This window comes from Mogibacterium kristiansenii (assembly GCF_029224645.1).
GTDB lineage: Bacteria > Bacillota > Clostridia > Peptostreptococcales > Anaerovoracaceae > Mogibacterium_A > Mogibacterium_A kristiansenii.
Window position 1 is genome coordinate 36,193 of record NZ_JAQXUZ010000021.1, and the last position, 18,430, is coordinate 54,622.

The 18,430-nt window shown below is 47.8% G+C and carries 16 protein-coding genes; all 16 read left to right on the top strand.

Annotation, left to right across the window (positions count from 1 at the left end; translation table 11 throughout):
- Window positions 1–17: 17 nt before the first annotated feature.
- From PUE40_RS06080 to PUE40_RS06155, 16 genes are read left to right on the top strand one after another with little or no spacing between them, the layout of a single operon-like run.
- Window positions 18–2,198 (top strand): RelA/SpoT family protein, encoded by a 2,181-nt coding sequence (locus PUE40_RS06080; protein ID WP_154553557.1) that lies wholly within the window; start codon window positions 18–20, stop codon window positions 2,196–2,198.
- Window positions 2,195–2,812 carry an MBL fold metallo-hydrolase gene (locus tag PUE40_RS06085; protein ID WP_154553558.1) on the top strand — a complete coding sequence of 206 codons (618 nt, stop codon included), beginning with the start codon at window positions 2,195–2,197 and terminating at the stop codon, window positions 2,810–2,812. Before PUE40_RS06080 ends, PUE40_RS06085 begins: the two co-directional genes overlap by 4 nt.
- Window positions 2,805–4,199 (top strand): coproporphyrinogen dehydrogenase HemZ, encoded by a 1,395-nt coding sequence (gene hemZ / locus PUE40_RS06090; protein WP_277672204.1) that lies wholly within the window; start codon window positions 2,805–2,807, stop codon window positions 4,197–4,199. Before PUE40_RS06085 ends, hemZ begins: the two co-directional genes overlap by 8 nt.
- Window positions 4,189–5,445, top strand: a complete 1,257-nt coding sequence (gene hisS, locus PUE40_RS06095; RefSeq protein ID WP_277672205.1) for a histidine--tRNA ligase — start codon at window positions 4,189–4,191, stop codon at window positions 5,443–5,445. The genes hemZ and hisS overlap by 11 nt, the downstream gene beginning before the upstream one ends.
- Complete coding sequence (gene aspS / locus PUE40_RS06100; RefSeq protein WP_277672206.1) at window positions 5,445–7,220, top strand: aspartate--tRNA ligase; 1,776 nt, start codon at window positions 5,445–5,447, stop codon at window positions 7,218–7,220. The genes hisS and aspS overlap by 1 nt, the downstream gene beginning before the upstream one ends.
- Window positions 7,213–7,830 (top strand): nicotinate (nicotinamide) nucleotide adenylyltransferase, encoded by a 618-nt coding sequence (gene nadD, locus PUE40_RS06105; RefSeq protein WP_277672207.1) that lies wholly within the window; start codon window positions 7,213–7,215, stop codon window positions 7,828–7,830. Before aspS ends, nadD begins: the two co-directional genes overlap by 8 nt.
- The gene (yqeK, locus tag PUE40_RS06110) at window positions 7,823–8,380 is read left to right on the top strand and encodes a bis(5'-nucleosyl)-tetraphosphatase (symmetrical) YqeK (protein WP_277672208.1); all 558 of its coding nucleotides are present in this window, start codon (window positions 7,823–7,825) and stop codon (window positions 8,378–8,380) included. The genes nadD and yqeK overlap by 8 nt, the downstream gene beginning before the upstream one ends.
- Window positions 8,381–8,725: a ribosome silencing factor gene (gene rsfS / locus PUE40_RS06115; protein WP_154553564.1), complete on the top strand. Its 345-nt coding sequence runs from the start codon at window positions 8,381–8,383 to the stop codon at window positions 8,723–8,725. It begins immediately after the preceding gene.
- A gap of 5 nt (window positions 8,726–8,730) precedes the next feature.
- Window positions 8,731–11,208 carry a leucine--tRNA ligase gene (leuS, locus tag PUE40_RS06120; RefSeq protein ID WP_154553565.1) on the top strand — a complete coding sequence of 826 codons (2,478 nt, stop codon included), beginning with the start codon at window positions 8,731–8,733 and terminating at the stop codon, window positions 11,206–11,208.
- An 8-nt stretch (window positions 11,209–11,216) separates the two neighbouring features.
- Window positions 11,217–13,151 (top strand): ribonuclease J, encoded by a 1,935-nt coding sequence (locus PUE40_RS06125; protein ID WP_277672209.1) that lies wholly within the window; start codon window positions 11,217–11,219, stop codon window positions 13,149–13,151.
- Between the two features lie 12 nt (window positions 13,152–13,163).
- On the top strand, window positions 13,164–13,502 hold the full coding sequence (locus tag PUE40_RS06130) for a YlbF/YmcA family competence regulator (RefSeq protein ID WP_277672210.1): 339 nt from the start codon (window positions 13,164–13,166) through the stop codon (window positions 13,500–13,502).
- A 39-nt stretch (window positions 13,503–13,541) separates the two neighbouring features.
- On the top strand, window positions 13,542–14,102 hold the full coding sequence (efp, locus tag PUE40_RS06135; protein ID WP_154553568.1) for an elongation factor P: 561 nt from the start codon (window positions 13,542–13,544) through the stop codon (window positions 14,100–14,102).
- Window positions 14,103–14,142: 40 nt separating this feature from the next.
- Window positions 14,143–15,189, top strand: a complete 1,047-nt coding sequence (gene mltG / locus PUE40_RS06140) for an endolytic transglycosylase MltG (RefSeq protein WP_277672211.1) — start codon at window positions 14,143–14,145, stop codon at window positions 15,187–15,189.
- Window positions 15,190–15,207: 18 nt separating this feature from the next.
- Window positions 15,208–15,879 carry an O-methyltransferase gene (locus PUE40_RS06145; protein WP_277672212.1) on the top strand — a complete coding sequence of 224 codons (672 nt, stop codon included), beginning with the start codon at window positions 15,208–15,210 and terminating at the stop codon, window positions 15,877–15,879.
- Window positions 15,880–15,884: 5 nt separating this feature from the next.
- Window positions 15,885–17,108: a peptidase U32 family protein gene (locus PUE40_RS06150; RefSeq protein ID WP_277672213.1), complete on the top strand. Its 1,224-nt coding sequence runs from the start codon at window positions 15,885–15,887 to the stop codon at window positions 17,106–17,108.
- Between the two features lie 4 nt (window positions 17,109–17,112).
- On the top strand, window positions 17,113–18,423 hold the full coding sequence (locus tag PUE40_RS06155) for a hemolysin family protein (RefSeq protein WP_277672214.1): 1,311 nt from the start codon (window positions 17,113–17,115) through the stop codon (window positions 18,421–18,423).
- Window positions 18,424–18,430: the final 7 nt, after the last annotated feature.

An 18,430-nucleotide genomic window follows, 5' to 3' on the forward strand; every position in this document is an offset into this window, starting at 1 on the left:
TGACGACTGATTTTAGTATGACAACAGAACAATATATTGAAGATCTCAAGACGATGAATGAGAGATATGATGATCCGATGATTATCAAAGCCTTTGAAATCGCCAACAGACTTCATAACGGCCAGATGAGAAAGAGTGGAGAACCGTATATCATTCATCCAATTGCGGTCTCCAAGATTCTGGCCAGTTTTGGCATGGATAATGAAACGGTCGTCGCCGGACTCCTTCACGACGTGGTGGAGGATACGGAGTACACTCGAGAAGAGCTGGTAGAGGATTTCAACGAAGAGATTGCTCTGCTGGTGGACGGCGTAACCAAACTGGGAAACATCAAGTATGACTCCAAAGAAGAACTTCAGGCGGAGAATTTCAGAAAAATGTTCCTTGCCATGTCTAAGGATATTCGCGTCCTGATTATTAAACTGGCGGACCGTCTCCACAATATGCGAACGATGGAGTTCATGCCGCCTCATAAGCGGAAGGAGAAATCCGCAGAAACGCTGGAGATTTATGCGCCCCTTGCCGGACGTCTGGGAATCTACAGCATTAAATTCGAACTGGAGGATTTAGCATTTAAGTATCTTCATCCGGAAGATTACGAATCGCTGTCGGTTCAGGTAAGCAAACGGAAGGAAGAGCGAGAGAAAGTCGTCGATCAGCTGATTGATGAAATCAGCGATGAGCTGGACAAAGCAAACTTCCATTACGATGTAATGGGACGTTCGAAGCATCTGTACAGCATCTACAAGAAGATGACACTTCAGCACAAGCAACTGGATGAAATCTTTGATTTGATTGCCATTCGTGTCATCGTAAATACAGTGAAAGACTGTTATGCCGTGCTGGGACTGGTTCACACCAAATGGACGCCGATTCCGGGACGGTTTAAAGACTATATTGCAATGCCGAAGCCAAACATGTATCAATCCCTGCACACCACTGTGTTGGATGAAAACGGGGATCCCTTCGAGATTCAGATTCGAACCTACGAGATGCATCGAATCGCTGAATACGGTATTGCGGCACATTGGAAATATAAAGAAGGAAAGGGCGGTTCCGGCGGAGACTCGTCGGAACAGAAGCTGGCCTGGCTGAGGCAGGCATTGGAGTGGCAGAAGGAAACCGATGACTCCATGGAGTTCTTGGAAACTCTGAAGATGGATTTGTTTGATAATCAGGTGTTCGTATTCACCCCAAAGGGAGACGTTATCGAATTGCCGGCAGAGTCGACGCCACTGGATTTTGCATTTAAGATTCATACGGATGTAGGCATCCGTTGCGTAGGGGCCAAGGTGAACGGCAAGATGGTTACCATCGACCATGAACTGAAGACCGGGGATATCGTGGATATCATCACATCTGCGAATTCGGCCGGACCGAGCATGGATTGGCTGAATATCGCTAAGAGCTCTCAGGCCAAGAACAAAATCCGAAACTGGCTTCGGAAAGCCAACAAAAATGATTCCCTAGATCGGGGGAAAACCAATATCGCGAATTACATTAAGAAGAAGGGCTACGACCCACATCTGGTGGCGAAGAATGCCTACCTTCTGAAAGCGGTAAAGGACCTGAAATTGAATAATGTCAATGAGCTGTATCTGCAGATTTCCAACGGCGGAAGTGCGCTGGCAAAACTGGGACAGCGGCTGATTGATTATTTCATCGAGGACAATAAGAAGGAAGAAGTCCGCAAAGAAGAAGAAATCAAGAAGAAGAAACAGGTTCATCGGGAAAACAGTTCTGATGGAACCGGGATTATCGTAAAAGGCTCGGATAACCTGTTAATTCGTATCGCCAGATGCTGCACTCCGGTTCCGGGAGATGATATTATCGGATTCATCACAAAGGGCCGTGGCATTACGGTGCATCGGAAAGACTGCAGCAATATCGTGAGCCTGCCGGAGCAGGAAAAAGGACGATTGATTCAGGTGGAATGGGAAACTCCAAAGGAAGGACAGACCTATTACACGGATATCAATATCTGCTGCAAGGACCGCCGGGGAATGTTCAGCGATATTTCTAAGGTGTGTGAAGACATGGATGTTCGCTTGGTAGGGGTGAACATGAAACCGGCAGATATGGAGTACGTTAACGTGACGATTACCGTGGCCATTACCGGAACACATCAGATTCAAAGACTGCTGATTGCGCTGAGGAATGTCCCGGGGATTGATAAGGTATACAGGACGAGATCATGATTACGGTAAAACGATACAACGAAAATATGCTTCAAGAAAATACTTATATTCTCACGGATTCCGAAACAAATCAGGGAATGGTAATCGATCCGGGATGCTATACCCCGGCTATGAAAAAGGAGCTTCGGAACTTGAACGAACTGAAGTACATCATATTGACCCACGCTCACGGAGACCATATGGGTGCGCTGAATGCCATTCGCAAGGATTATCCGGATGCGGTATTGATTGCCGGGGTCAAGGAAAAGGAACTACTGCTGGATGCCGAGAATAACGGCTCTATGGAATTTTCGCCGGAGCCGGTGAGCACGGAGGCAGACCGATATGTTTCGGAAGGTGATTCGGTAACTTTAGGAAGTATAGAATTTACTTTTATGGAAACACCGGGACATACGCAAGGCGGAATCTGCATCTGCGGTGACGGTAAAATTTTCACCGGAGACACCCTGTTTTTCCGAAGCATCGGACGGACGGATTTGTATTCCGGAAATATTGAACAGATGCGGAAGTCACTGCAGAAACTGATGAGACTGCCGGATGAAATTCAGGTGCTGCCGGGACACGGACCGGGCACCTCTATCGGCGCAGAGAAGAAAGGAAATCCATTTGTATAGATTCTATCTAAACGGAATCAAAAATGAATATCACCTGGAGGAGTTGGCGCGGGAGTTTTTGGCAAATGATGAGTTCGAAATCATCCCGGTGGACTTTCACGAAGGCTTTTCGCCACGATTAACGGATAAAAGTTATCTGTTGAATGGCGAAAAAGATGCGGATTTGGACGGTGTGAAAAGAGAATTGTACCGCATCCTGTCGAATTTAACCGGAATTACCCCCGAGTGGGGGACACTTACCGGGGTACGGCCGCTGAAATTGGCCTTTTCCGTTTACGATCGGTGCGGCGACATCGCACAGACCATGGAAACGGTGGCGCGGAAGTACCTGCTTCATCCGGAAAAAATCGAACTCCTGCGTAGGATCCTCAATTATCAGCTGTCTTATATGGAGCGCCCGGGAACGGACAGCCTTAGCTTGTACATCCATATTCCGTTTTGCCCGACGAGATGTTCGTACTGTTCATTTGCCAGCAGTGTTGCGACATCGGAAGAGATTGCAGAGTATCTGGAATTTCTTTTGCGGGAAGTGGAATATACCGGGGCAAAATTCCAAAAGATGGGCCAGTTGGTGGAAAGCGTGTACATCGGCGGCGGGACTCCGACTACTTTGGAAGCGGATCAGTTGAGCCGCTTGGTAGATGCGATTCAATCGGCTTTTCAGCTGGATTTATCCCGTATTGAATTCACCATCGAAGCGGGGAGACCGGACACCATCACTCGAGATAAGCTGGAACAGATTCATGAAAAAGGGGTTAATCGTATCAGTATCAATCCGCAATCCATGAATCCGCAGACTTTGCGGGAAATTGGACGGGAGCACAGCCCGGAGGATATCCGAGAGGCATTCCGGACCGCTGCAGCGATGGGTTTTCGAATCATTAATTCCGATGTGATTGCGGGATTGCCGGGAGAAACTCCGGACGATTTCAAGAACACTTTGGAAGAATTGGTGTCACTGGGAGCCAACAATATTACGGTGCACACCCTATCGGTAAAAAGAGGATCGAAGCTGAAAGAACAGGATCCGGAGTATTACCGAAGAGATACAGAAAATGTGCGGACTATGCTGAAATTTTCGGAAGAATTTCTTACTGCGTATGGTTTTGAACCGTATTATATATACCGGCAAAAACATCAGATGGGTTCTTTTGAGAACGTGGGGTACTGCAAGCCGGAAGCCCATTCGGTGTATAACGTGCGAATAATGGAAGAAAAACAGACCATCATCGGCCTGGGGGCCGGTGCAATTGGCAAGAGATATTACCCGGAGTCGGACCGTTTAGAACGAATTCCGAATGTGGGGAACAGTGCGATTTATAAAGAGCGTTTCGATGAAATGCTTTTACGAAAGAATAATTACTGGGAGGATAGAGATGGCAATTAAAGCACCTAAGGGTACGAAGGACATGATGCCGGAGGATGCCTACAAGTGGCACTATATTGAAGATGCCTTTTTTAAGATTTGTGACGAATACGGCTTTGGTGAACTTCGTACACCGATTTTTGAGGATACGAACCTGTTCAACCGAGGCGTTGGGGAGACCACGGACATCGTCCAGAAGGAAATGTACACCTTCGAAGATCTCGGTCACCGCAGCATTACGCTGAAACCGGAAGGGACATCTCCGGCGGTTCGTGCTTTTATTGAAAGCAAACATTTTGCGGATATGCAGCCGAGCAAGTATTGCTACAACACCCCGTGCTTCCGATATGAGAAGCCACAGGCAGGCCGGCTTCGTCAGTTCCATCAGTTCGGCATTGAGAACTTTGGGGCATCGTCCATGATGGCGGATGCGGAAATCATCGCAATGGCGGATGATTTTCTGAAGCGCATGGGTATCGATGAAATCGAACTGCACATCAACAGCGTCGGATGCCGGGAATGCCGTACAAAGTATCGGAAAGCGCTGCAGGATTTCCTGCGGCCGCATTACGATGAACTGTGCAGTACCTGTCAGTCTCGCTTTGAAACGAACCCAATGCGCATTCTGGACTGCAAATCCAAGGACGATCAGGAAATCGTAAAGGACGCACCGCAGATGGTAGATTATCTCTGTGATGACTGCCGAGACGCATTCGAGGAACTTCAGGAAAACCTGAAGGCCATGGACATTCAGTTCAAGGTGGATCCGAAAATCGTTCGGGGATTGGATTATTACACCAAGACCGCTTTTGAATTTGTCACCACAAAGATTGGTGCACAGGGTACGGTCTGCGGCGGCGGCCGATACGATCATTTGATTGAGGAAATCGGCGGACCGTCTATGCCGGGTGTAGGATTCGGTCTTGGTAAGGAACGACTGCTGATGTTGATGGAAATGTGCGGATCGGATTTCGGCAAACCGGTACAGCCGGAAATCATGATTGCATTCATCGGCGATCGTGCGAAACACTACGCGTTGAATCTGGTACAGTATCTGCGGCATAACCACGTTCGTGCGATTGTGGATACCCAGGAGCGAAATTTGAAGGGCCAGATGAAGTATTCCAACAAGGTGGGTGTGAAGTATTCCATCGTTATCGGGGACGATGAGATCGAAAGCGGAGAGCTGACCCTGAAGAATATGGAAACCGGCGAACAGACAAAAATTGTTAAGGAAGAAATTTTGGATAAAATCAGGAGAGGATAATGTCAGAAATTTACAAGCGCACACATATGTGCGGCGAGCTGCGGCTTGCAGATGAGGGAAAAGAAGTCATTCTAAACGGCTGGGTGGCCAAGCAGAGGAGCTTGGGAAGTCTGGTGTTCGTGGACCTTCGGGATAAGACGGGAATTACCCAGATTACTTTCAACGAAGATATTCCGGAAGAACTGATGGAGGCGGCAAAATCTCTGCGGAGTGAGTTTTCTGTTGGCATCAAGGGTATCGTTCATGAGCGCAGTGCTAAGAACGACCACATTCCAACCGGTGAAATTGAAGTGTTTGCAACGGACATGGTAATTTATTCCAGTGCAGAGACTCCGCCGATTTACATCCGAGACGATGATAATGTAGATGAATCTCTTCGTCTCAAATACCGTTACTTGGATCTGAGAAAGAATAAGATGCAGAGAAATCTGCTGTTCCGTCACAAGGTCACCAAATGTGCACGAGACTATTTCGATGAAAACGGATTTGTTGAGGTGGAAACCCCAATGCTGATCAAGTCCACACCGGAAGGTGCACGGGACTATCTGGTGCCGAGCCGGGTGAAGAACGGTGCATTCTATGCGCTGCCGCAGTCTCCGCAGATGTTCAAGCAGCTGCTGATGGTTGCCGGTACGGATCGGTACTTCCAGATTGTAAAGTGTTTCCGTGATGAGGATTTGAGAGCGGACCGTCAGCCGGAATTTACTCAGATCGACTTGGAAATGTCCTATGTGGATCAGGAAGATGTCATCGCGATGCAGGAAGGTTTCCTGAAGAAACTGATGAAGGACCTGAAGGGAATGGATATCGAGACTCCGTTCCCGAGACTGACCTGGACGGAAGCCATGGAACGCTACGGTTCCGATAAGCCGGACACCCGATTCGGAATCGAACTGGTTCTTCTGAACGATTTGGTACAGAATTGCGACTTCGCCGTATTTACCGGTGCACTGGAAAATGGCGGTGATGTTCGGGGTATCTGCGTGCCGGGTGGTGCAGCTCAGTATTCCAGAAAGAAGATTGACAAGCTGACCGAGGAGGCAAAGCATTACGGTGCGAAAGGCCTCGTATGGATTAAGAAGGAAAACGGGGAATACAATTCTTCCGTGAAAAAATTCTTTACCGAAGAGCAACTGGCCGAAATCATGGACCGACTGGGTGCGGAAGACGGGGATGTTGCATTTATCGTCAGCGACCGGAAGAAGGTCGTGTTCGACACCTTAGGCTGGCTGAGACGGAAGATTGCCGATCAGATGGGAATGTTGGATGATAATCAGTTTAAGTTCCTGTGGGTGGTGGACTTCCCGATGTTCGAGGAAGATGATGAAGGAAACATCAAAGCAATGCACCATCCGTTTACTCAGCCGAAGCTGGACGAACTGGATAAGCTGGACGGAAATATCCTGGATCTCAAGGCCGATGCGTATGACATCGTATTGAACGGCGTGGAGCTGGGCGGCGGAAGCGTCCGTATTCACGATAAGGAACTTCAGGCGAAGATGTTCCACGTTTTGGGCCTCAGTGATGAGGAGTGCAGAGAAAAGTTTGGCTTCCTGATTGATGCGTTCAAATACGGTGCACCACCGCATGCCGGCCTGGCATATGGTTTGGACAGAATGGTAATGCTGCTGCTGGGTGAAAAGAGCATCCGTGAAGTTATTGCGTTCCCGAAGAACCAGAATGCAGAGTGTCTGGTAAGTGAAGCGCCGGGACTGGTTGACGAGAAACAACTGGAAGAATTGGGCATTCAGGTCGTTGCTTCCGAAAATGAATAAGACAGCATTATTCGGAGGGACCTTTGACCCGATTCATCGAGGTCATATTAATCTGGCGACAGAAGCGGTTCGGGAATGTGAATTAAATCAACTGATTTTTCTGCCCAACTACATCTCTCCCTTCAAAAAGGACAGCAATGTGACACCGGGAGAGATGCGGGCGGAAATGATTCGGCGAATTCTTCCTTTAAATTCGGCATTTTCCATTTCGGAATACGAATTGGAGCGACAAGAACCTTCCTATTCTTATGATACATTACGCTATTTTCGGGAACGGATGCCGGATGCGGAGATTTCTTTTATCATCGGGTTCGATTCGGTGCTGACCATCGAAAAGTGGTATCGGGGTCCGGATCTCCTTCGGGAATTTCCGCTGATTACGGGGGTTCGGCCCCATGTTTCTACGGAGGAAGGGCTGGAGAAAATTGAATATTTTCGGAAGAAATATCACAGCCGGTTTCACGTATTAAATCTAAACCCCTTCGATGCTTCCTCTACGGAAATCCGAGAATATGTGCGGAAAGGAAAGGATATTTCGGGACTGGTGGTTCCGGAAGTGGAAGAGTATATAAGAAACAATGGAATCTATCTCGATGGAATTGATGAGTGAATATTTAAAGCGCAATCTGAAGCCACGGCGATACACTCATTCACTGGGAGTGGTAGAAACAGCGACTAGGCTTGCGGAAATCTACGGAGCAGATCGAGAAAAGGCTCATCTGGCAGCGCTGGTGCACGATATTGCGAAGTGCTTGACACAGGAGGAGAGCAACCGGTTGGTACGATTCTACGGGCTCCCATGGAAGTACCGGAATAATCAGCCGTTGGCCCATTCCAAATTGGGCGTGGCGCTCTTGCGGGATGAATTCGGCGTCACCGATGAAGAAGTGCTGTCTGCGGTTTCCTATCATACGACGGGAAAAGCGGAAATGTCTCTTCTGGAAGAAATTATTTACGTGGCCGATGCCATTGAACCGGGACGGGATTATGAAGATGCTCCAAGACTTCGTGCTTTGGCCGAGAAAGATTTGCATGCCGCATGCCTGGAAGTTCTGGAATTCAGTATCCGGGACTTGAAATCTTCGCACAGAGAAATTGATTCCGACACATTGAAAGCATATACTTATTTACGTCAAATCATTGGAAACAAGGAGAAATAAATGGATAATTACAAAGTAGCCAAAGAATTGGCAGAAGTATTGTCCCAGCGCAAAGCTTCGGATGTAGTGCTGATTGATATTGCAGAGAAATCTTCTTTTGCAGACTACTTTATCAATTGCACTGCAAGCTCGGAACGTCAGCTGGGCGCACTGCAGGAAAGCGTAGACGAGAAAGCCTACGAACTGGGGCTGGAGCAGAAGGGCTTAGAGGGAAAGTCCGGAAACAGCTGGATCCTCGTGGACTACGGTGACATTATAGTAAATATTTTTACTGCAGAAATGCGGGAGCGTTATGCACTGGATAAAATCTGGGGCGATTGCAAAATCGAAAGAATTGAGGACTAAGGACAATGAAGGAAAAGTACAATTTCACAGAAATTGAAAAGAAGTGGCAGGACGTATGGGAAAAAGAAGATGCGTTCAAGACCGTAGAGGATTACGACAAAGAAAAGTATTATGTTTTGGAAATGTTTCCATATCCTTCCGGCAAGCTGCACATGGGGCATGTGCGGAACTACTCCATCGGAGACGTAATTGCACGTTTCAAGAGACTGAAGGGATACAATGTTCTGCATCCGATGGGATGGGACTCTTTTGGACTGCCGGCAGAAAACGCGGCCATTAAAAATGATATTCACCCGGCAATTTGGACGGACAGCAACATTGCGGAAATGCACCGTCAGCTGCAGGGCCTGGGCTTCAGCTACGATTGGGATCGAGAGGTTGCTACCTGTAAGGAAGAATATTACAAGTGGATGCAGTGGATTTTCATTCAGTTTTACAACAAGGGACTGGCATACAAGAAGGACAATCCGGTGAACTGGTGTCCAAGCTGTCAGACCGTATTGGCGAACGAGCAGGTCGTAGACGGCTGCTGTGAGCGTTGCCACACGCCGGTTACAAAGAAGCGCCTGTCCCAGTGGTATCTGAAGATTACCGATTATGCGGATCGCCTGCTGAAGGATTTGGACAAAATGCCGGGCTGGCCGGAAAAGGTAAAGCTGATGCAGAAGAACTGGATTGGCCGTTCCACCGGTGCGGAAGTGACCTTTGAGATTGAGAACTTCAGCAAGAAGCTTCAGATTTATACCACTCGTCCGGACACGCTGTTCGGCGTAACCTATATGGTTCTGGCACCGGAGCATCCATTTGTACCGGAACTCACCAACGGTACGGAGTATGAAGATGCAGTAAAAGCATATCAAGAAGAATGTCAGCACAAGTCCGAAATCGAGAGAACTTCTCTGACAAAGGAGAAGACCGGCGTATTCACCGGATGCTATGGAATCAATCCTGTAAACGGAAAGAAGGTTCCAATTTTCATCTCCGATTACGTTATGATGGATTACGGAACCGGTGCCATCATGGCGGTTCCGGCGCATGACCAGCGCGACTTCGAGTTTGCGAAGAAATTTGACCTGGACATCGTTCCGGTTGTGGACAGCCAGAATCCGGAAATCGACATCAATAACCTCACAGAAGCTTTCGTTGCGGAAGGCACCATGATTAACTCCGGAAAGTACACCGGAATGAACAACAAGGAAGCGATTGAAGAGATTACCAAGGATCTGGAAGCGGACGGACTGGGCAAAGCTCAGGTGAACTACAAGCTGAGAGATTGGCTGATTTCCCGCCAGCGTTATTGGGGATGCCCGATTCCGATGGTTTATTGTGAAGAGTGCGGATGGGTTCCGGAGAAGGAAGAGAATCTTCCGGTAAAGCTTCCGACCGATGTGGAATTCACCGGCAAGGGAGATTCTCCACTGAAGACTTCCAAGACCTTTGGAGAGACTACCTGCCCATGTTGCGGCAAGAAGGCGGTTCGCGAATTCGATACCATGGATACCTTTGTAGATTCTTCCTGGTATTTCTTAAGATACTGCGATGCCCACAATTCCGAGAAACCTTTTGACAAGAAAAAGGCGGACTACTGGATGAACGTGGATCAGTACATCGGCGGCGTAGAACACGCCATCCTGCACCTGTTGTACGCTCGTTTCTTCCAGATGGTAATGCATGATTTGGGCTTGGTGGATGCGGAAGAACCGTTTGATAATCTGCTGACTCAGGGCATGGTTATCAAAGACGGTGCGAAGATGAGTAAATCTCTGGGCAACATCGTCAGCCCGGAAGAAATTCAGGCAAAGTACGGTGCGGATACCGCCAGACTGTTCATCCTCTTTGCAGCACCGCCGGAAAAAGAACTGGACTGGAGCGATGCCGGTGTGGAGGGAAGCTACCGTTTCCTGAACCGTGTATATCGTCTGGTACAGGAATATGTGAACGAAATCCGCGGCGATTTCCGTGGAAGTGAAACCATCACTATTCAGAGTGCAGAAGATAAGGCTTTGAATTTCCAGTTGAATGCTACCGTGAAGAAGGTAACGGAAGATGCCGGCGGAAGATTCAGCTTCAACACTGCGATCAGTTCCATCATGGAATTGGTGAATGCGCTGTATAAGTACAAGCAGGGCGAAGTGAACGTTCCGCTGATGAACGATGCCATTGAAAAGCTGATTCTGATTCTGAACCCGTTTGTTCCGCATATTACCGAAGAACTGTGGAACGACCTGGGTCATGAAGATCGGGTATATCAGCAGAATTGGCCGGAATTCGACCCGGCTGCACTGGAACTGGAAACCGTTGAGATTATCGTTCAGGTAAACGGAAAACTGAAGGACAAGATGGCTTTCGGGAAGAACGCAGAGAAGAGTGCAATTGAAGAAACAGCACTGGCAAGCGAACGCGTGCAGGATGCGATTGCAGGTAAATCTGTTGTAAAAACCATCGTGGTTCCAAACAAACTGATTAACTTTGTAGTAAAATAGAAATGCCTATGAAACAAGAAAAAGATTTACAACTGAATAACAAGAAAAAAAATCCGGCACCCCGGAAGAAGAATTCCGGGGCAGCTTCCGGAAAAGTAAGAAAAGCGTTGAAACCTTCTGACGGAAAGGCGAAAAAGAAGGGAAACAACACTCCTCAGAATTCGAAGTCCCATAAACAAAAGGGGGCAGCAAAGCCGGAGAAATCAAAGAAGTCCCTTCCGGCAATCCCGTTCCATCAGGGAAAGAATCGGAACAAGTCCAACGGAAAGAATCAGAAACAGGTTCGCCCGAAAGAGTCCTTCCGCATCATCCCGTTGGGGGGTATGAAGGAAATCGGAAAGAACATCACGGTAATCGAGTATCGGGACGAAATTCTGATTGTGGACTGCGGAATGTCCTTCCCGGAAGATGAGATGTTCGGAATCGACGTGGTTATTCCGGATTTCACCTATCTGAAGGAAAACATGGAGAAAATCAAGGGATTAATCATCACTCACGGACATGAGGACCACATCGGCGGTGTGCCGTATCTGGTAAAAGAAATCAACGTTCCGGTGTATGCTTCCGGTCTTGCGGCGGGATTGATTCAGCATAAATTAAAGGAAAAGAATCTTACCGCTGACGTGCATGTGATATCTTCAGGTGATATAATTCATATAGGAAGCTTCATCGTGGAGGCAATTCACACCACCCACAGCATTGCGGATTCTTTTGCGTTCTCCATCAAGTGCCCGGCAGGACACATCGTTCATACGGGAGATTTCAAGGTGGATTACACTCCGCTGGAAGGAAAGCAGATTGATTTGGCTCGCTTTGCGAAACTGGGCGATGAGGGCGTGGATGTACTTCTTTGTGACAGTACCAACGTGCTCCGTCCGGGGTTCACACCGTCGGAACGAATCGTAGCGGAGTCCATGAACCGAATTTTTGAGGAAACGGATAAACGAATTATCATCGCTACGTTCTCTTCGAATATTCATCGAATTAAGCACTTTATGGAAGCGTCCATTCATCATGGCCGTAAAATTGCGGTTTCCGGTCGTTCCATGGAGAACGTGATGCAGATTGCAAAGGATTTGGGATATATCGACCTGCCGGAATCTGCTTTTGTGGACATCCGGAATATCAATAATATCCCGGACAGCAACCTGACCATCGTTACAACGGGAAGCCAGGGCGAACCGATGTCCGCATTGACTCGAATGGCCAACGATAATCACCGGGCGGTGAAGCTGAAGAAGGGCGATGTCGTCGTCTTCTCCTCCTCGCCGATTCCGGGAAACGAGAAGACCATCACCAATGTGGTCAATAAGCTGTATGAGAAGAAAGTTCGGGTGTACCTGTCGGATTTCGTGGACATCCACGTATCCGGTCACGCCTGCCAGGAAGAGCTGAAATTGATTCACACCCTGGTGCGGCCGAGATATTTCATTCCGGCTCACGGCGAATACCGTCACTTGAACGAGCACGCAAAATTGGCAGAGAGCCTGGGAATGAGCCGTAGCAATATCTTTGTCATGACCAATGGTGATTCGCTGGTGGTCAAGGGCGGTCGTGCAAAACAGGAGAATGGATACGCCACGGCGGACGATGTTCTGGTGGATGGCTACGGCGTCGGAGATGTTGGAAACGTGGTACTCCGGGATCGAAAGCAACTGTCGGAAGCGGGATTGATTGTGGTATCGGTGGCCATCGATACCTATTCCAAGCAGCTGGCGGCAAACCCGGAACTGATTACACGTGGTTTTATCTACGTCAAGGAGAACGGTCCGTTAATCAACGATGCCACCGAGGTGGTCTATGAAACCATCGAGCGTTGCCGCAATCGGGACTCTATGGACTTGAGTTCATTGAAGTCGGCGATTCGTGACGACCTTCGGGGTTACATTTATAGAAAGACGCGGCGGAGTCCGGTGATTCTTCCGGTCATCCTATACGTGTAGAAAGGAGTTTCGATGAACGTTTACGAAGAAGCCCACGATCTTGCCCAGGCAATTAAGGAAAGCAACGAATTCAAGGAATTCGACCGTTTAAAGAAGGAAGTGGACCAAGATCCGCAGCTCAGCGCGATGCTGAAGGATTTGCAGATGAAACAAATTCAACTGCAGACGAAGCAGATGGCAGAAGGAAAACTGGATTCGGAACTGATGGGACAGATTCAGTCTATGGTCACCATGCTTACGGCAAAGCCTCAGGCAGCACAGTATCTGCAGGCGGAAGCGAGATTCTCCATCATGATGAAGGATGTGAGTGAAATCCTGGCAGATGCCATCAATATTAAGTCAATGTTATAAGTTATTTTTAAAGATTTTTAAAGAAAGAGAGAAACAATTATGATCAGCGCAGGTGAATTCAGAAAAGGTGTTACTTTTGAAATGAATGGCGAACCACATGTTGTAGTGGATTTCCAGCACGTTAAGCCGGGAAAGGGTGCCGCATTTGTTCGTACAAAGTATAAGAACATTCTGACCGGAGCGACCAGAGAAGAAGCGTTCAACCCGAACGACAAGTTCCCGAAGGCTCACATTGAGACGAAGCAGATGCAGTATCTGTACAATGACGGTGAACTGTACTACTTCATGGATCAGGAAACCTACGATCAGATTCCGCTGACCTACGACCTGGTAGAGGATGCCATCAAATACATCCGTGAGAACGATACCGCTACCGTTAAGTTTTACAAAGACAACGCATTCACCGTAGAAGCTCCGAACTTCGTTGACCTGGAAGTAACCGAAACCGAGCCGGGCGTGAAGGGTGATACCGCAACCAACGTTACAAAGGCTGCAACCGTTGAAACCGGTGCCGTAATCCAGGTTCCGATCTTCATCAACGAAGGAGAAAAGATTCAGATTGACACCAGAACCGGTGATTATCTGGGACGTTCCAAATAGTTTATTTTTTCCAAATATCGGGTATTAGCAAAGGGCTGTTATGAAAAAAGCAATCAAAAAAGCAATGGTAATACTGGCGATTATATTTGCGCTGATTATCGGATCCAGCGTGCTCTTGTCCACATTGAACAAGCCGCTGGACCGAAGCAACGCAACGCTGATTGACGTCACAGTTGAAGAAGGTGCGACGACCGATGATATCGCCAACGCACTGAAAGACGCAGGTGTCATTCGCAGTACTACCAGATATAAGATTTGCTCCAAAATCTGGCACTACGATTCCAACTACAAGGCAGGGGTATATTCCGTTTCGCCGAGCATGACGTGCAGCGATATTGCAAAGGTCATCGTATCCGGAAAAGAAACCACCAATTCCTTTACAGTTCCGGAGGGATCCACTATCGAGACGGTGGCGGAGACTCTGGCCAAAGATGGACTGGTAGATAAAAAGAAGTTCCTGGAGGCTGCGCAGAATTCCGACGCCTACAGTGATTTTGGTTTCTTGAAAGATGCCCAGAAGGGGAAGAATCATCTGGAAGGATATCTTTTCCCAAGTACCTATCAGGTTGCACCAAAAGCGGATGAAGAGCAGATTATTACAACTATGCTGAATCAATTCGATACTGTTTTTACAGACGAATACAAAGCCAGGGCAAAAAAGCTGGGGTATACCGAGAATCAGATTATCATTATCGCTTCCATCATTGAAAAGGAAGCGCAGGTGGATGAGGATCGCCCGAAGATTGCCAGCGTCATCTACAATCGATTAGACGACAGCATGAATCTGCAGATGTGCTCCACGGTGCAGTATATTCTGGGAAAAGCGAAACCGGTTCTGTCCGTGGCGGACACGAAGATTGATTCTCCGTACAACACTTATATTCACTCCGGCTTGCCGAAGGGACCGATTTGTTCTCCGGGGGAGGCATCTATTAAGGCGGCTCTATACCCGGCAAAAACAGACTACATGTATTTCGTGGTAAGCGAAAAGTTGGACGGTTCCCATAATTTCAGCAAATCCTACTCGAAATTCGAGAAAGATACCCGGGCATATGAGAAGGCTCTGGCAAAGAAAAACAAGAAATAGAAGGAGCCGAATTTTCATATGAACATTACCAATGAGAAAGTGACAGACTACATCGTGTCATTCTACCAACCGTGGAATGACACGATGGGGAAGTTGCGGGAGCAAAGCGAAGCAGATCAGATTCCATTGATTCTAAAAGAAACGGAGATGTTGTTTCGCACGCTTTTACCCCTGAGGCCCGCCCATCGAGTGCTGGAAATCGGCACCGCGTATGGGTATTCTTCCATATTTTTTGCACACCTCCTTCCGGAGAGCCATATCACCACGGTGGAGCTTTCGGATACTAATTATCAAGTGGCGGTGGATAATATATGGGAGCAGGGGCTGACCGATCGAATTCAGGTGATTCACGGCGATGGCTCGGTTGTGCTGGACGAACTGATTCAAAATGCCGAAGCCGGAAATACGGAACCCTTCGATCTTATTTTTATCGACGCAGCGAAGAGTCATTATATGGAATTCTTCAAAAAAGCAGAGAAGCTGTGCAGCAAGAATGCACTGATTGTCTGCGACAATATTTTGATGAAGGCTTTTCTGGTGGACTTGTCTTTAGACCGAAAGCGCCGTCATCGAACCAGCGTAAAAAGAATGAATGAGTTTTTGGAATACGTTCACAGCCGGAAGGATTTAGAGGTATCCTTGCTGAGCTGTGGTGATGGATTGTTGCTTATTAAAGAGAATAAAAAATAGAATTTATGCAGAAAATTGAATTGTTAGCTCCTGCGGGAGATATGGAAAAGTTAAAAACAGCGGTACGGTACGGAGCCGATGCGGTGTACTTCGGCGGAGAGGTGTTCAGCCTTCGTGCCGGGGCCGGAAACCTGACTGTGGACGAAATGAAGGACGCCATGGAATTTCTTCACACTCACGGGGCGAAGGGGTATCTGACCATCAACATCTATCCTCACAACGAGGATATTCTGCCGCTTCAAGAATATATTCAGCAGATACGGGATATTCCCATCGATGCGTTCCTGGTATCCGATCCGGGGGTCATGCAGCTGGTGAAGGATGGAATCCCGAATGCCGAGATTCATCTCAGTACTCAGGCCAATACCACAAACTACTTGAGTGCGAATTTTTGGGTATCTCAGGGAGTGAAGAGAATCGTTGCGGCTCGGGAAATGAGCCTGAAAGAAATCCGAGAGATGCGGGAACACCTCCCGGAGGATATCGAAATCGAAGCTTTTCTTCACGGTGCTATGTGCATCTCGTACTCCGGCCGATGCCTGCTGAGCAATTATATGGTGGGCAGGGATGCGAACCGGGGACAGTGCACTCATCCGTGCCGGTGGAAATACCACTTGATGGAAGAAAAAAGACCGGGAGAATATTTCCCGATTGAAGAGGATGATCGGGGAAGTTATATTATGAACTCCCGGGACCTTTGCATGCTGGATTGCTTACCGGATATGATTAATGCCGGCGTTACGTCTCTGAAAATTGAAGGACGGATGAAATCGGCTTACTATGTAGCAACGGTGGTTTCCGCATACCGGGCAGCATTGGACAGCTATATGAAGGATCCGGAGAATTACGAGTTCAAACAGGAATGGTACGATGAACTGTGCAAGGCCAGCCACCGGGAATTCACCCACGGCTTCTTTTATCAGAAGCCAAGCAACCGGGATCAGAATTACCTTACCAGCGATTACGTTCGGGAGTACAGTTTTATCGGCGTGGTGTTGGGCGTAGATGAGGCGACCGGCGAGACCATCGTACAGCAGCGGAACAAGTTCTGCGTTGGAGATGAGATTGAAATTATGAGTCCGGGAGAACCATTCTATACGGAAGCGGTTCCTTCCATGAAGGATGAAGACGGGAATGCGATAGAAAGCGCACCGCATCCGAAGCAGGAAGTGAGAATCCCGTTCCGGAAAGTTCCCGCAAAGTATTCGATCTTAAGAAAAAGGAAGTAGAGATATGACATCTGACACGAGTGAAATACCTATATATGCATATATTATAACCATTGCTTTGCTGTGCATCGTGTATGCATTGGTGGCAGCGGCAAAACGTTCATTGGATAATACGGACCGAAACACCATTAAAGAATTGAGCGAATCGGATCCGGAGGACAGCAGAGTTCAGGCGGTGATGCGTTTCATTCAGAAACCATCGGAATACCATTATGCGGACTTGTTTCTGAGTTACCTGACGCTGATTATGTCCTTTTTCCTCTTCCATTCGCTGATGAAACGGGAAATGGGGGATAACCATTGGATGATTTTGTGGGATATTCTGTATTTTGTGGCTTTTATCGGCGTGGCGGACATCCTGCCCAAAAAGCTGGCATCTCAGTCTCAGAATGCTTCAGGAATTGGATTTGCGGGCTTTCAGCGGTTGGTGTATTACATCACCTGGCCGTTTGTAAAGATATGTGTGTGTTTGGCCAACGTATTTCTGTTGATACTTCGGAAGAACACGGATGTGGACAACATCTACTTCTCGGAAGATAAGGTTATGTCCATGCTGGACCGAGGACAGGAATCCGGAGATATCAAGGAGGAAGCCCATCGGATGATTGACAGCATTTTCGAATTCGACGACTTGCTGGCATATGAGATTATGACGCCTCGAACAGATGTGTTCATGATTGATATTGACGACGACCGAGAAGAGTACTTCGATGAACTGATGGAACTGCGTTATTCCAGAATTCCGGTTTATCGGGACGATCCGGACAACATCATCGGAATCCTGCATATTAAGGACTATCTGTTCCAAGCCAGTCAGCACGGATTCGATAACGTTAATTTTGAGGAAATCCTTCGAGAGCCGTATTTCGTTCCCGAAACGAAGAACATCGATGCACTGTTCATCGAACTTCAGAAAAGCACCAACCACGTGGCCATTCTGATTGATGAGTACGGTGGATTCAGCGGTATCGTTTCCATCGAGGATATTATTGAGCAGATTGTGGGCGATATTGCGGATGAGTTCGACGAGGACGACCGGGTCATCGAGAAAATCAGCGATTCAGAGTTTATCGTTGATGGCAATGTGTATTTGGACGATTTGACGGATGAACTTCATGTGGATTTGGAATCGGAGAACAGCGAGACCGTAGGCGGTTTTATCATCGATTTGATGGGAGAAATTCCGAAGGAAGAAGTGAAATACAAACCGATTCAATACGGAAACCTCTCCTTCACCATTCTGGAAGTGAAGGATCGTCGAATCGAGAAGATGAAAATTGAAATTCTGCCGGAAGAACCGACAGAGGATGCATAAAAATAAC

Excerpts from the sequence above, each read along its gene's own strand:
- hisS (WP_277672205.1), top strand. The coding sequence starts at position 4,189 with ATGGCAATTAAAGCACCTAAGGGTACGAAGGACATGATGCCGGAGGAT.
- PUE40_RS06150 (WP_277672213.1), top strand. The coding sequence starts at position 15,885 with ATGCAGAAAATTGAATTGTTAGCTCCTGCGGGAGATATGGAAAAGTTA.
- nadD (WP_277672207.1), top strand. The coding sequence starts at position 7,213 with ATGAATAAGACAGCATTATTCGGAGGGACCTTTGACCCGATTCATCGA.
- PUE40_RS06130 (WP_277672210.1), top strand. The coding sequence starts at position 13,164 with ATGAACGTTTACGAAGAAGCCCACGATCTTGCCCAGGCAATTAAGGAA.
- leuS (WP_154553565.1), top strand. The coding sequence starts at position 8,731 with ATGAAGGAAAAGTACAATTTCACAGAAATTGAAAAGAAGTGGCAGGAC.
- PUE40_RS06080 (WP_154553557.1), top strand. The coding sequence starts at position 18 with ATGACAACAGAACAATATATTGAAGATCTCAAGACGATGAATGAGAGA.
- PUE40_RS06155 (WP_277672214.1), top strand. The coding sequence starts at position 17,113 with ATGACATCTGACACGAGTGAAATACCTATATATGCATATATTATAACC.
- PUE40_RS06125 (WP_277672209.1), top strand. The coding sequence starts at position 11,217 with ATGAAACAAGAAAAAGATTTACAACTGAATAACAAGAAAAAAAATCCG.
- PUE40_RS06085 (WP_154553558.1), top strand. The coding sequence starts at position 2,195 with ATGATTACGGTAAAACGATACAACGAAAATATGCTTCAAGAAAATACT.
- rsfS (WP_154553564.1), top strand. The coding sequence starts at position 8,381 with ATGGATAATTACAAAGTAGCCAAAGAATTGGCAGAAGTATTGTCCCAG.
- PUE40_RS06145 (WP_277672212.1), top strand. The coding sequence starts at position 15,208 with ATGAACATTACCAATGAGAAAGTGACAGACTACATCGTGTCATTCTAC.
- efp (WP_154553568.1), top strand. The coding sequence starts at position 13,542 with ATGATCAGCGCAGGTGAATTCAGAAAAGGTGTTACTTTTGAAATGAAT.
- yqeK (WP_277672208.1), top strand. The coding sequence starts at position 7,823 with ATGAGTGAATATTTAAAGCGCAATCTGAAGCCACGGCGATACACTCAT.
- aspS (WP_277672206.1), top strand. The coding sequence starts at position 5,445 with ATGTCAGAAATTTACAAGCGCACACATATGTGCGGCGAGCTGCGGCTT.
- mltG (WP_277672211.1), top strand. The coding sequence starts at position 14,143 with ATGAAAAAAGCAATCAAAAAAGCAATGGTAATACTGGCGATTATATTT.